General features: G+C 75.2%; 12 protein-coding genes. 4 read left to right on the top strand and 8 right to left on the bottom strand.

Annotated elements, in window-relative coordinates; genetic code table 11:
• Positions 1–7 precede the first annotated feature (7 nt).
• The 6 genes from ACZ4MO_RS03665 to ACZ4MO_RS03640 all read right to left on the bottom strand — a co-directional run bounded on the left by ACZ4MO_RS03665 (position 8) and on the right by ACZ4MO_RS03640 (position 5928).
• On the bottom strand, positions 8–928 hold the full coding sequence (locus ACZ4MO_RS03665; protein WP_175008045.1) for an AEC family transporter: 921 nt from the start codon (positions 926–928) through the stop codon (positions 8–10).
• Positions 929–999: 71 nt separating this feature from the next.
• A complete protein-coding gene (locus ACZ4MO_RS03660; protein ID WP_255437022.1) occupies positions 1000–2742 on the bottom strand; it encodes a DUF885 domain-containing protein in 1743 nt (580 codons plus the stop codon).
• A 10-nt stretch (positions 2743–2752) separates the two neighbouring features.
• On the bottom strand, positions 2753–3466 hold the full coding sequence (locus ACZ4MO_RS03655; RefSeq protein ID WP_175008047.1) for a hypothetical protein: 714 nt from the start codon (positions 3464–3466) through the stop codon (positions 2753–2755).
• A complete protein-coding gene (locus tag ACZ4MO_RS03650) occupies positions 3463–3729 on the bottom strand; it encodes an acyl-CoA carboxylase epsilon subunit (protein ID WP_255437023.1) in 267 nt (88 codons plus the stop codon). The genes ACZ4MO_RS03655 and ACZ4MO_RS03650 overlap by 4 nt, the downstream gene beginning before the upstream one ends.
• A complete protein-coding gene (locus ACZ4MO_RS03645; RefSeq protein WP_175008048.1) occupies positions 3726–4235 on the bottom strand; it encodes a hypothetical protein in 510 nt (169 codons plus the stop codon). The genes ACZ4MO_RS03650 and ACZ4MO_RS03645 overlap by 4 nt, the downstream gene beginning before the upstream one ends.
• A 61-nt stretch (positions 4236–4296) precedes the next feature.
• The gene (locus tag ACZ4MO_RS03640) at positions 4297–5928 is read right to left on the bottom strand and encodes a carboxyl transferase domain-containing protein (protein ID WP_175008049.1); all 1632 of its coding nucleotides are present in this window, start codon (positions 5926–5928) and stop codon (positions 4297–4299) included.
• Between the two features lie 154 nt (positions 5929–6082).
• Here ACZ4MO_RS03640 and ACZ4MO_RS03635 point away from each other — a divergent pair, with 154 nt between their 5' ends.
• Both ACZ4MO_RS03635 and ACZ4MO_RS03630 read left to right on the top strand, forming a co-directional pair.
• Positions 6083–6958, top strand: coding sequence for a biotin--[acetyl-CoA-carboxylase] ligase (locus ACZ4MO_RS03635; RefSeq protein ID WP_175008050.1), 876 nt, complete (start codon positions 6083–6085; stop codon positions 6956–6958).
• A gap of 125 nt (positions 6959–7083) precedes the next feature.
• Entirely contained in the window at positions 7084–8166 is a 1083-nt protein-coding gene (locus tag ACZ4MO_RS03630) for an adenylate/guanylate cyclase domain-containing protein (RefSeq protein WP_499278607.1), read from the top strand.
• A gap of 54 nt (positions 8167–8220) precedes the next feature.
• On the opposite strand, the gene ACZ4MO_RS03625 is transcribed toward ACZ4MO_RS03630, so the two are convergent.
• On the bottom strand, positions 8221–8988 hold the full coding sequence (locus tag ACZ4MO_RS03625) for an SOS response-associated peptidase (protein WP_061267671.1): 768 nt from the start codon (positions 8986–8988) through the stop codon (positions 8221–8223).
• Between the two features lie 165 nt (positions 8989–9153).
• Here ACZ4MO_RS03625 and ACZ4MO_RS03620 point away from each other — a divergent pair, with 165 nt between their 5' ends.
• Positions 9154–10389 carry a Bcr/CflA family efflux MFS transporter gene (locus tag ACZ4MO_RS03620; protein ID WP_175008051.1) on the top strand — a complete coding sequence of 412 codons (1236 nt, stop codon included), beginning with the start codon at positions 9154–9156 and terminating at the stop codon, positions 10387–10389.
• Positions 10390–10468: 79 nt separating this feature from the next.
• Positions 10469–11836: an LCP family protein gene (locus ACZ4MO_RS03615; protein ID WP_499278606.1), complete on the top strand. Its 1368-nt coding sequence runs from the start codon at positions 10469–10471 to the stop codon at positions 11834–11836.
• Between the two features lie 6 nt (positions 11837–11842).
• Here the strand turns inward: ACZ4MO_RS03615 and ACZ4MO_RS03610 are convergent, their stop codons facing one another.
• Positions 11843–13066: a pyridoxal phosphate-dependent aminotransferase gene (locus ACZ4MO_RS03610; RefSeq protein WP_175008053.1), complete on the bottom strand. Its 1224-nt coding sequence runs from the start codon at positions 13064–13066 to the stop codon at positions 11843–11845.
• Positions 13067–13248: the final 182 nt, after the last annotated feature.

The following is a 13248-nucleotide window of genomic DNA, read 5'->3' as shown; positions in this document are numbered from 1 at the left end:
GCCCCGGCTACGCGAGGAGCAGCGCCGCGACGAGGAGCACGACGGGCGAGCCGACCGTCGTGACGAGGATCGTGTCGCGCGCGAGGATCTCGGCGCGCCCGAACCTCGCCGCGTAGTTGTAGACGTTCTGCGCGGTGGGCAGCGCGGCGAGCGTGACCGCCGAGGCGACCGCCGCGTCGTCGAGCCCGAGCACGAGGTGCGAGACGACGAACGCGACCACCGGCATGACGAGGAGCTTCGCGGCGCTCGCGACGCCCACGGCCGCGCGCGGCTCGCCGCGCCGGAGCGGGCGCGTGCCGTGCAGCGACATGCCGAACGCGAGCAGGATCATGGGGATCGCGGCCCCGCCGAGGATGTCGAGCGGGGCCATGACGGCCGCCGGCGGCGTCCAGCCGCTCACCGAGACGACGGCGCCCGCGAGCGACCCGAGGATGATCGGGTTGCGCACGGGCTGGGCGAGCACGAGCCGCCACGACGCCCGTCCGCTCGTCGTCACGTCGAGCACGAGCAGCGTGACGGGCGCGAGCACGAGGAGCTGGAGCAGGATCACCGGCACGACGGCGGTCGCGTCCCCCAGCACGTAGACCGCGACGGGCAGCCCGATGTTGTTCGCGTTCACGTAGCCGGATCCGACGGCGCCGACCGTCGCCTCGGGAGCGGGCAGCCGCAGCCAGAGCCGGTCGACGAGCACGAACACGCCCGCCGTCACGACGGCGGACGTCGCGGCGACCGCGAGGGGCGCCTGGAACAGCGCGCCGACGTCGGCCCGCGCGAGGACGGTGAACAGCAGCGCCGGGCTCGCGACGAAGAACCCGACGCGGTTGAGCGCGGTCCGCGCGTCGGGACCTCCGATGCCGAGGCGCGCGGTGACATACCCGGCGGCCACGACGACGGCGATGACGGCGAAGCCGGTGAGGACGGCGCCCACGGCTCAGGGCAGCCGGACGCCGGCCGGCCCGGGGCGGCGTGCCGCCGTCCCGGGCCGGTCGTGCGCGGGGGTCACGACGAGAGCGCGTCGCGCAGCACGTCGAGGCCCACGGAACCGAGGTTGAGCGCGCGCTCGTGGAACGCCTTCGCGTCGAACTGCTCGCCGCGAGACTGCGCCGTGGCGCGCGCGTCGTCGCGCGTGGCCTCCCACAGCCGCTGCCCGACCTTGTACGACGGCGCCTGGCCCGGCCAGCCGAGGTAGCGGTCGAGCTCGAACCGCACGAACGAGTCGGGCATGTTGACGTTGGCGCGCAGGAACGCGAGCGCCTTGTCGGCGTCCCACGTGCCGCCGCCCCACTCCTGCGGGGCGGGGAGCCCGAGGTGCACGCCGATGTCGAGCACGACGCGCGCGGCACGCATGCGCTGCGCGTCGAGCATGCCGAGGCGGTCGCCGTCGTCGTCGAGGAACCCGAGGTCGGCCATGAGGCGCTCGGCGTACAGGGCCCAGCCCTCGCCGTGGCCCGAGACCCAGCACGCCAGGCGGCGCCACGTGTTGAGCGTCGCGCGCGCGTACACGGCCTGGCCGCACTGCAGGTGGTGGCCGGGGACGCCCTCGTGGTAGACGGTCGTCTTCTCGCGCCACGTGTTGAACTCGGTGACGTCCGCGGGGACGGACCACCACATGCGGCCCGGGCGGGAGAAGTCGTCGCTCGGCGGGGTGTAGTAGATCCCGCCGGTCTGGGTCGGCGCGATCATGCACTCGAGGTCGAGCACCGGGGCCGGGATGTCGAAGTGGACGCCGTTCAGCGCGGCGACCGCGGCGTCCGACGTCTCCTGCATCCACGCCTTGAGGGCGTCCTTGCCGAGGAGCTTGCGGGTCGGGTCGGCGTCCAGCGCCGCGACCGCGTCCTCGACGCTCGCCCCCGGGCCGGCGATACGGCGCGCGATCTCCTCCTGCTCCGCGACGACGCGCGCGAGCTCTTCCAGACCCCACGCGTACGTCTCGTCGAGGTCGACCTCGGCACCGAGGAACGTGCGCGAGAAGAGGCGGTAGCGCTCGCGGCCGACGGCGTCCTCGGCGCGCGCCTGCGGGGCGAGGGTCGTCTCGAGGAAGTCCGCGAGCCGGCCGTAGGCCTCGCGCGCGGCGGCGGCGCCGTGCTCGAGCTCCTTGCGCACGAGCGAGCACGCGGCGGAGTCGTCGAGGACGGCGTCGGCCTCGGGACCCGAGACGAAGGACGTGAAGAACGAGCCCTGCGGGTCGGCGAGCTCGCGCGACTGCGCCACGCCGATCCGCACCTGGCGGATCGCGGCGACGTTGCCGCGCGACGCCGCCTCCGTGAGCGACGCCATGTAGCCGTCGATCGCGCCGGGAAGGCCGTTGAGGCGGGCCGCGATGTTCTCCCACGCCTCGACCGTGCCCGTCGGCATGATGTCGAAGACGTCGCGCAGCTCCTGCACGGGCGACGCGATGTTGTTGAGGCTCGCGAGCGGCTCGCCGGCCTCGTGCAGCTCGAGCTGCAGGCCGATGCGCTCACGCATCGCCGCGAGGGTGACGCGGTCGACGTCGTCGACCGGCTCGAGGCCGTCGAGCTCGCGCAGCACCGCGCGGTCGGCCTCGGCGCGTGCCTCGTGCCCGGCGGGGGAGAGGTCGGTGACGAGGTGGTCGTAGCCGGCCAGGCCCATCGAGGTGGCGGCCAGCGGGTCGAGCTCGGCGACCCGCGTGACGTAGGCCTCGGCGACGGCGTCGATCGGCGTGGGGGTGCGGTCGGGGGTCCCGGCGGAGGCGCCGGCGGGGGTGGTGGTGGTGTCGCTCACCCGGACGAGACTACTCGGCGCGGGGCGGGCGCTCCGTGCGAACATCGGGCTGGTCCGGCCCGTCCTGGTCCGCCCCGTCGTCCGCTGCCGGGCCGCCCCTGCGCAGCGCGGCGAGCAGGTCGTCGGCCCACTCGCGGTGGTAGCGGACGAGCAGCACCCCGGCCGCGTCCTCGTCGTCGGCCGCGTGCCAGACGGCGACCGGGTCGCCCGGGCGGGGGCCCGCCGCGCCCGCGGGCACGACGACGCGCACCGGCCGCGCCGTCGCCACGCCCGAGCCCGTCGTGACGACGAGCGTCCCGCGCACGTCGTGCGCACCGGGCGGCGGGCCGTCGGTGTCCGGTGCGGGCACGGTGAGCGTGCCCGTGGCCCGGACGGGGGCGGCGAGGAGCGCGTCGCGACCGCGCGCGAGACGCGCGGCGGCGCGGTCGTCCTGGTAGCGCACGAGCGCGAGCAGCGCGGTCAGGAGCAGGCCGAGGGTCGCCACGACCACGAGCGCCTCCGGGACCAGCCAGCCGCGCGCGGCGCCCGCACGCTGGTAGACGAGGAGCGCGACCGTCGGCACGAAGGCGACCGCCCAGGCCCAGCGGCGCCACACGGCGACGGGTGCGACCGGCGGCAGCGCCGTCGGGTCGGCCTCGACGGCGTCGGCCGACGGAGCGGGCTCCACGAGCACCGCCCGCTCGGGCAGCCGGCGCACGCGGGGGGACGGGCCGGGCGTCGTCACGAGCGCAGGCTCCAGCGCCAGGAGTCGGCGTTGTGCCGCCCGGCGCGGCCGCCGAAGCTCTTCGCGGTCGCGCCGTCGCCCGTCCCGCGCAGCACGCGCGCGCGGTTGGTCCACTCGTCCACGGGCGCGACGTCGTCGGGCACGTCACCGGCCGCGGCCGCCGCGGCGAGCCCGGCCACGAGCGCGGCAACCTCGAGATCGTCGGGGGCGCCGCGCACGACGCGCACGCTCGGGGCGCCGGGCACCGCCCGCTGCTCGCTCACGCGTCGTCCTCGTGCTCGTCCGTGCCGCGGCCGACGCCCCACTCGGGGACGTCGTAGCCCGCCTCGGTGAGGCGCGCGTGCGCCTCGTGGCCCCACGAGTCCAGCAGCCCGACGACGTCGTCCAGGTCGGGCCCGCCGGGCCGCGAGACGACGACGTACTCCAGGGTGAACGTGTCGTCCTCCAGGTCCGCGGGCGCGGCGTCCGCGTCGCCGGTGTCCTCGCCCTCCACGGGCTCCCAGACGGACGACGTGAGGTCCGGGTGGATGCCGAGCGCCTCGTGCAGCACGTCGAAGAGCTGCGCGTTGAGCGCGCCGACGCGCGCCTCGAGCGCGAGGACGCGCGGGTCCTCGTCCGCCTCCGACGCCCCGAACTCGGCGCGCACCCCCACGGCCGTGCCGACGTACTCGTGCAGCGCCGCGGCGAGCGCGTCGACCGCGGCGTGCATCGGTGCCGGGTCGACCGCGCCCAGCGGCGCGGGGCCGTGCGTGGCGTCCTCGTGGCTCATGACCGTCCTTCTCTCGGGCTGCTCGTGCGGCGGGTCGTCGGGCTGGTGCGGTCCGCGGCGCTCACAGGGGGATGTTGCCGTGCTTCTTGGGCGGCAGGCTCGCGCGCTTGGTCCGCAGGGCGCGCAGCGCGCGCACCACCTGCACGCGCGTCTCCGACGGCCGGATCACCGCGTCCACGTAGCCGCGCTCCGCGGCGTCCCACGGGTTGACGATCGCGTCCTCGTACTCGGCGACGAGGCGCGCGCGCTCCGCCTCGACGTCGTCGCCCGCGTCGGCCGCCCGCTTGAGCGCCGCGCGCTGCAGGATGTTCACCGCGCCGCCGGCACCCATGACCGCGACCTGCGCCGTCGGCCACGCGAGGTTGACGTCCGCGCCGAGCTGCTTGGACCCCATGACGATGTAGGCGCCGCCGTACGCCTTGCGCGTGATGACCGTGACGAGCGGGACCGTGGCCTCCGCGTAGGCGTAGATGAGCTTCGCGCCGCGACGGATGATGCCCTGGTGCTCCTGGTCGACGCCCGGCAGGAAGCCCGGGACGTCCACGAGCGTGAGCACCGGGATGTTGAACGCGTCGCACGTGCGCACGAACCGCGCCGCCTTCTCGGCCGCGTCGATGTCGAGCGTGCCCGCCATCGCGAGCGGCTGGTTCGCGACGACGCCGACCGACTGGCCCTCCACGTGCCCGAACCCGACCAGCACGTTCTTCGCGAACAGCGGCTGCACCTCGAGGAACGCGCCCTCGTCGAGCACGTGCTCGATCACCGTGCGCATGTCGTACGGCTGCGAGTCGGAGTCCGGGACGAGCGCGTCCAGCTCCTCGTCCTCCTCCGTCACCGCGAGCTCGACGTCGTCGGGCGGGAACGACGGCGCGTCCGACAGGTTGTTCTGCGGCAGGTACGACACGAGGTGGCGCACGTAGTCGATCGCGTCGTCCTCGTCGCTGCCCAGGTAGTGCGCGACACCGGACCTCTCGTTGTGCGTCAGGCCGCCGCCGAGCTCCTCGAAGCCCACGTCCTCGCCCGTCACGGCGCGGATCACGTCCGGCCCGGTGATGAACATGTTCGACGTCTTGTCGGCCATGACGATGAAGTCCGTGAGGGCGGGGGAGTACACCGCGCCGCCCGCGCTCGGGCCGAGGATGAGCGAGATCTGCGGGATCACGCCCGACGACGCGACGTTGCGGCGGAAGATCTCCGCGAACTGCGTGAGCGCCGCGACGCCCTCCTGGATGCGCGCCCCGCCGCCGTCGGAGATGCCGACGAGCGGCACCCCGGTGCGCAGCGCGAGGTCCTGCACCTTGGTGATCTTCTGCCCGTGGACCTCCCCGAGGCTCCCGCCGAACACCGTGAAGTCCTGCGAGTACACGCACACCTGGCGGCCGTCGATCGTGCCGTGCCCGACGACGACGCCGTCGCCCGCGAGCCGCTTCGTCTCCAGGCCGAAGTTGTGGGAGCGGTGCTTCGCGAACGCGTCGAGCTCGACGAAGCTCCCCTCGTCGAGGAGCGCGTCGATGCGCTCGCGGGCCGTCTTCTTGCCGCGCGCGTGCTGCTTGGTCCGCGCCGCCTCCTCGGGCAGCCCGGCCGCCTCCGCGCGACGGCGGTCGAGGTCGGCGAGCTTCGCCGCGGTCCCGGTGAGGCGGGGCGCGTCGGCGCTCTCGGTCGTCGCGGGCGAGGTCGTCGCAGAGTCCGTCACGCACCCGAGCCTAGTTGGAGGATCGCACCCACTCGATGCGGTCGCCGCCAGCACCGCGGGGGCCCGGGTTGGTGGGTCCCCACAACTCGACCGGTCGCGGCTCGGCCGGTCCCCGCCTCGTGCGGCGCGCGCGGCGTGCGCGAGGATGGCGGGCATGGCGAGCGCCCACGACCCCGAGACCCCGTCCGGCGACGAGCGACCCCCGCTGCGGGCCGACTTCCTGCGCGAGCTGCTCGTGGCGCCCGCCGGGCCGCTCGCCCGGCTCGAGGTCGTGCCCGAGTCCGCGTCCACCAACGCGGAGCTCGCGGCCGCCGTCGCGCGCGACCCGGCGGCGTGGCCCGCTCCCGCGCTCCTCGTCGCCGAGCACCAGCCCGGGGGTCGCGGCCGGCTCGGCCGCTCGTGGACGACGCCGCCCCGCACCGCCCTGCTCGGCTCCCTCCTGCTGCGGCCCGACGTGCCGCGCGAGGCCCTGAGCTGGCTCCCGCTGCTCGCCGGCCTCGCGACCGCCCGCGCGCTGCGCGCCACCGCCGGCGTCGACGCCGTCGTCAAGTGGCCCAACGACGTCCTCGTCCCCGACCCCGGCGCGGGCGAGCCCGCGCCGCTGCGCAAGGTCGCGGGGATCCTCGCCGAGGTGCTGCCCGACGGCGGGGTCGTCGTCGGCGTCGGCCTCAACGTCGCGCAGCGGCGCGACGAGCTGCCCGTCCCGACGGCCACGTCGCTCGCCCTCGCGGGGGCCGCGACGACCGACCGGGAGGTCGTGCTCGTCGCGCTGCACGAGGCCTTCGGCGAGGTCCTCGCGCGCTGGCAGGACGCCGGCGGCGACGCGCACGCCGCCGGGCTCGACGCCGACTGCGCCGAGGTCAGCGCCACGCTCGGCACGCGCGTGCGCGTCGAGCGCGTCGCGGGCGGGGACGTCGTCGGGCTCGCAGCCGGGCTCGCCCCCGACGGCGGCCTCGAGGTCCGCCTCGACGACGGCACGACGACCGTCCACCACAGCGGCGACGTGCACCACCTGCGCCCCCACGTCTGACCGGCCCCACGCCCGACCGCACCCGCGCGAGGTCGGCGGTCCCAGGCCGGGTCGGCGGTCGTGCGTACCGATCTCGCGTGCGACCGCCGATCTCGGCGAGCCCGGCCGAGGAATAGGATCGCCGGGTGCCAGTGGACCCGGAGAACGAGCTCGCCCCCGCACCGTCCGCGACGACCGCGGAGGGCGACGCACCGACCACCGAGGCCGAGGCGACCGAGGCGGTGCTCGACGAGGCGCTCCTCGGCGGACCCCGCACCCTGACGGTCGAACGGCTCGCCGAGCGGGCCGGGGTCGACGAGGACCGCGTCCGCGGCTACTGGCAGGCCCTGGGGCTCCCGCTCACCGAGGGCGAGGAGCACGCCTTCACCGAGCGCGACGCGCAGGCGCTCGCGGACGTGTTCGCGTTCGCCGCGCAGGAGCAGCTCGACCAGCGTGCCCTCACGACGCTCATCCGCTCGACGGGGCACACGACCGAGCGCCTCGTGCTGTGGCAGGTCGAGGCGCTCGTCGAGCACCTCACGCGGCGGTTCGACCTCGACGACACGAGCGCGCGCCTGCTCGTGCTCGACCGGCTCCCCGAGCTCGCGCCCGTCCTCGAGGAGCAGCTCCTGCACGCGTGGCGACGCCAGCTCGCGGCCGTCGCCGGGAGGTTCGCGGTCGAGTTCTCGGACGCCCGCGCCACCGCCGTCGACGAGCACGAGCTCCCGCTGCCGCGCGCGGTCGGCTTCGCGGACATCGTGTCCTTCACGCAGCGCACCCGCGGGCTCGGATCGAGCGAGCTCGCCGAGTTCGTGCAGCTCTTCGAGACGAGCGCGCGCGACGTCATCACCGCCGCCGGCGGGCGCGTCGTCAAGACGATCGGCGACGCGGTGCTCTACGTGGCCGACGACGTCGCGACCGGCGCGCGGGTCGCGCTCGGCCTGGCCGCGGCGGGCGGCCGCGAGGAGGACGTCGACGTGCCGCCGGTGCGCGTGAGCCTCGTGTGGGGCCGCGTGCTGTCCCGGTTCGGCGACGTGTTCGGCCCGAGCGTCAACCTCGCGGCGCGCCTCGTCGACATCGCCGACCCGACGACGGTGCTCGTCGACCGCGAGACGGCGGGCCTGCTCGCCGGCGACCAGCGGTTCGCGCTCACGGCGCAGCCCGAGACGGAGGTGCAGGGCCTCGGGACGATCGAGCCCGTGCGCCTCCAGTGGGCCTACCGCGGCTGACCGGCTGCGTCGGGCGCGCGGCCGCTGACGTCCGCGCGGCAGGACCCGTGCCGGTCAGACGGCCTCGAGGAGCCCCGGGCCGTCGTTCGTCACCGAGTTGACCAGGGTCGAGATCTCGCGCGCGACCATGGGGACGTCGTCGTGCGGGCCGCCGAGCCCGAGGAGGTCGGCGGCGCCCCGCGCGTCGACCGCCGGGTCGAGCCACGCGTCCCAGGCGTCGGACGGCAGGGCGAGCGGCATGCGGTCGTGGATCTCGGCGAGGTAGGGCGCCGCGTCGGTCGTGATGATGGTCGTCGAGACGAGCCAGCGGTCCGGGTCGTCGTCCGCCTTGGTGCGGTCGCGCCAGAACTCGTAGAGCCCCGCGAACGCGGCGCTGCGCCCGTCGCCGGGCGCGATCCAGTACGGCTGCTTGGGGACCTTGCCCCGGCGCGCCGGCGCGCCCGCCGACCCGGCGGGGGACGCGCCGTCGGGCAGGACGCGCCACTCGTAGTAGCCGTCGGCGGGCACGAGGCACCGCCGCACGCCGAACGGCTTGGCGAACGCCGGCTTGTCGAGGATCGACTCCGCGCGCGCGTTGATCATCCGTGCGCCGCCCTTCGGGTCCTTCGACCACGACGGCACGAGGCCCCAGCGCGCGAGCCGCAACGAGCGGCGCACCTCGCCCGTGTCCTTCGCGGCGCGCTCGACGACGATCCGCACCGGGTCCGTCGGCGCGAGGTTCCACGACGGCGGGAGGAGGCGCGCGTCGTCGGCCACGTCGGCGATCGCGAACTCGTCCGCGAGGTCCTGGGCGTCCCGGAAGGAGGCATAGCGTCCGCACATGCCTCCAGCGTGCCGCACGCCACCCACGCTCGCGCCGGGGACGACGGGCGGGCACGGGGGAGGGTCCCGCTCCGCGGGCACGGCGGCCGAGACGGTTGCCGAGGGAGAGCAGGGTCACGCCCAGGACCCCGGTCCGCGCGCGATCGAATCGTTACGATGGGAGTCATGCCCCCCTCCTCGGTCGACCCCGCCGTGCCCCGACCGAGATCGTCCGCCCGCTGGGTCCTGCTGCTCGGTGCGCTCGCCACGCTGCCCGCGCTCACGGTGGACATGTACCTCCCGCTCCTGCCCGACGTGGGCGCCGAGCTCGGCGCGCCCGACTCCCTCGCGCAGCTCACGCTGTCCGGCATGCTCCTCGGCGGCGCCGTCGGGCAGCTCGTCATCGGGCCGCTCTCCGACCGCTACGGCCGGCGCCTGCCCGTGCTCGTCGGGCTCTCGCTGCACGTCGTCACGTCGCTCCTGTGCGCGTTCGCGCCCAGCATCGGCTTCCTCATCGGCCTGCGCGTGCTCCAGGGGTTCTTCAACGCGTCCGCGTCGGTCGTCGCGATCGCCGCCATCCGCGACCGGTTCACCGGATCCGAGGCCGCGCGCGTCCTGTCGCGGCTCATGCTCGTCATCGGGCTCGCGCCGCTCCTCGCGCCCTCCATCGGGTCGTTCATCGGCGCGCACGCCACCTGGCGGGCGGTCTTCTGGGTCCTCGCGCTCGGCGGCGTCGTGCTCGGCGCGATCGTCCTGTTCTTCATGCCCGAGTCCCTGCCGCTCGAGCGCCGTCGCCCCGCCGGCGCGCGCACCGTCCTGCGCGGGTACGCGGGCCTCCTGCGCGACCGGCACTTCGTCGCGCTCGCCGTGCTCCCCGGCCTCGGGCAGGCCGTGCTCATGAGCTACGTCGTCGGCTCGCCCTTCGTCCTGCAGGAGGGGTACGGGCTCAGCCACGGGCAGTTCGCGCTCCTGTTCGCCGTGAACGGCATCGGGCTCGTGCTGTCGGCGCAGGCGAACGCCGCGCTCGTCCGCCGCGTCGCGCCCGTGCGGCTGCTCCGGACGGCGCTCGTCGTGCAGGGCGTGCTCGCCGTCGGTCTCCTCGTGGTCGCCCTGACCGGGGCGGGCGGGATCGTCGGGATCGTCGCCGCCCTGTTCCTCGTCCTGTCGATGCAGGGCCTCATCCCCGCGAACGCCTCCGCGCTCGCGCTCACCCGGCACGGCGAGATCGCCGGCACCGCCGCCGCGGTCATCGGCGCGTTCCAGGCCGGCGTCGCCGGGCTCGTGAGCCCGCTCGTCGGCGTCCTCGGCGGCGACGCCGTCGCGATGTCCACCGTCATGCTCGGGGCCGTCGTCGCGTCGATCCTCGTGCTCGCGCTCGCGACGCCCGCGTTCCGCCGCGGGGGCTGGCACACGCCCGTCTGACCCGTTCTTCGCCGCCCTTTCACATGTCCTCCTGCCGGTCCGGCACACGTTTTCGCGCGCGACCCTCTACTCTCGGACCGTGCCGAAGTCCGCCCCCGCCTCGCCGCCCGCACGCGCGAGGTCCCGCGCGACGCAGGAGACGCGCTCCCGGGAGGGCGGGACGGACAAACCCACCGGCGGCCCGCACCACGCCCGCGCGCTCCGCTCGCACCGCGTCGCCCGCGCGATCGGGCTCGTCCTCACCGGCGCGTTCGTCTTCGTCGCCGTCGGCGCCGGAGCCGTGTACCTCGACCTCAAGTCGAAGATCACGGTGAGCGACGTGTCCGAGTACGTCGTCGGCATGCCGACCGCGGCGCCGCCCAAGGACCCGTCCGACCCGTTCGCGGGCAAGGCGCTCAACATCCTCGTCATGGGCACGGACTACCGCGACGCCGAGAACGCGGCGCTCGCGGGCGAGGAGGAGGGCATGCGGTCCGACACCACGTTCATCGTGCACGTGTCCGGCGACCGCACGCGCATGGAGGTCGTGTCGATCCCGCGCGACTCGCTCGTCGACCTGCCCGCGTGCAAGCTGCCCGACGGATCCATGTCCTCGCCGCGGCGCAACACCATGTTCAACGAGGCCTTCCAGATCGGGTCGGGCGGCGTCGACGACATGGAGGCGGCCGCCGGCTGCACGATCTCGTCGGTCTACAGCCTCACGGGCGTGCCCATCACCAACCACGTCGTCGTCAAGATGACCGGGGTCATCGGCGTGGTCGACGCGATCGACGGCGTGACCATGTGCTTCCCGGAGCCGATCAAGGAGGACCCCCGGTACGGCACCCTCGACCTCCCTGCCGGCGAGCACACGCTCGACGGGCACGAGGCGATCGGCTTCCTCCGGGCACGGCACGGCACCGGCATGGGCCTCGAGATGGGCTCCGACCTCACCCGCATCGCGCGGCAGCAGGCGTTCATCGACTCGGCGGTGCGCGAGCTCCTCTCGCAGAACATCATCACCAACTCGCCCCAGCTCTACGGGGTCATCGAGGCCGTGCTCGGCTCCATCAGCGCGGACCCGACGATCGCGGACCCGACGGCGCTCGCCGGGCTCGCGTTCAGCCTGCGGGCCATCAAGCCCGCCGAGGTCGTCTTCACCCAGGTCCCCGTCGTGGACGCGGCGAGCGACCGCAACCGCGTCGAGTGGACGGCGGAGGCGGACGCGATCTGGCAGCGGCTGATCGACGACACGCCCCCGCCCGGGCACGAGCCCGTCGCGGACCCCCGCGACGACGCCACGGCGCCCGCGGACGGCGCGACCGACCCCGGTGCAGGGACGGACCCGGGCACCACCGACCCCGGGACCGGTGGCGTCGACCCCGGCACGGGCGCGACGGACCCCGGTGCCGGGACCGACCCGGGCGCCGGCGCGACGGAAGAGCCGCGCGACGGCGTGTGCGCCTGATCTCGCTCAGGGCCGCGATGCGCCGAGCGCGGCCAGGCGCCGCACCGCCTCGTGCAGGACGTCCGCGCTCTTGACGAACGTGAACCGGACGCGCGACGCGAGCGCGCGCGCCGTCGTCGACCCCGGGGTGCAGAACGCGCTCACGGGGACGGCCACGACGCCCGCGAGGGCGGGCAGCGCGCGGCACAGCGCGGCGCCGTCCTCGAACCCGAGCGCGGCGCCGTCGGCGATGACGAAGTACGTGCCCTGCGGCACGACGACGTCGAACCCCGCGCGGACCAGCCCCTCGCACAGCAGGTCCCGGCGCGCGGCGAGCGAGTCGGCGAGCGCACGCGGGGTCTCGTCGTCCGCGAGCGCGTCGGCGATCGCCGGCTGGAACGGCGCGCCCGACGTGTAGGTGAGGAACTGCTTCACCGTGCGGACGGCCGTGACGAGCGGCTCGGGTCCGTGCAGCCACCCGACCTTCCAGCCCGTGAACGAGAACGTCTTGCCGGCCGACGAGATGGTGATCGTCCGCTGCCGCATCCCCGGCAGGGTCGCGATCGGCACGTGCCGGGCGTCGTCGAACGTCAGGTGCTCGTACACCTCGTCCGTCACGACCACGGCGTCGTGCCGGCGCGCGACGGCGGCGATCGCGTCGAGCTCGTCGAGGTCGAGCACCGTGCCCGTCGGGTTGTGCGGCGAGTTCACGACGATCAGGCGCGTGCGGTCGGTGACGGCCGCGCGCAGCGCGTCCACGTCGAGCCGGAACCGGTCGGGCCCGGGGAGCAGGGGGACCGTGACGTGCCGCGCGCCCGCGAGCGCGATGCACGCGGCGTGGGAGTCGTAGAACGGCTCGAGCGTCACGACGTCGTCGCCCGGGCCGGCGAGCGCGAGGATCGTCGCCGCGAGCGCCTCGGTCGCGCCCGTCGTCACGAGCACCTCGGTCTCCGGGTCCGGGTCCAGGCCGTAGTGGCGGAACTGGTGGCTCGCGACGGCGTTGCGCAGCGCGAGGATGCCAGGACCCGGCGGGTACTGGTTGTGGCCGTCCTCGATCGCGCGCACCGCGGCGTGCTTCACCGCGAGCGGGCCGTCGACGTCCGGGAAGCCCTGCCCGAGGTTGATCGCCCCGGTGCGCTGCGCGAGCGCCGTCATCTCGGCGAAGATCGTCGCTGCGACCGCGCCGTCGGAGCCGAGCAGGCCCGTGGCGCGCGCGGCGGCCTGCCAGCGGCCGGGCGGGAGGTCCGTCATGGCCCGACCCTAGCCCTCGCGACGACCACGATGTGGGACGCAGGGAGCGCGGTCCCCCCCTCGACGGCGCGGGATTCCAGGGCGCCCGCGACCTTGTCCACAGGGGCGGTTCACGAGGGCGCGTCCATGCCCTACTCTCTGGCGCAGATCGTTGACGACCGGCGGGGCAGCCGGCCGACGGA

This window comes from Sphaerisporangium cinnabarinum, from assembly GCF_055567015.1.
The sequence above is the reverse complement of the archived record's forward strand: the minus strand, read 5'-3'. Positions and strand labels throughout refer to the sequence as shown.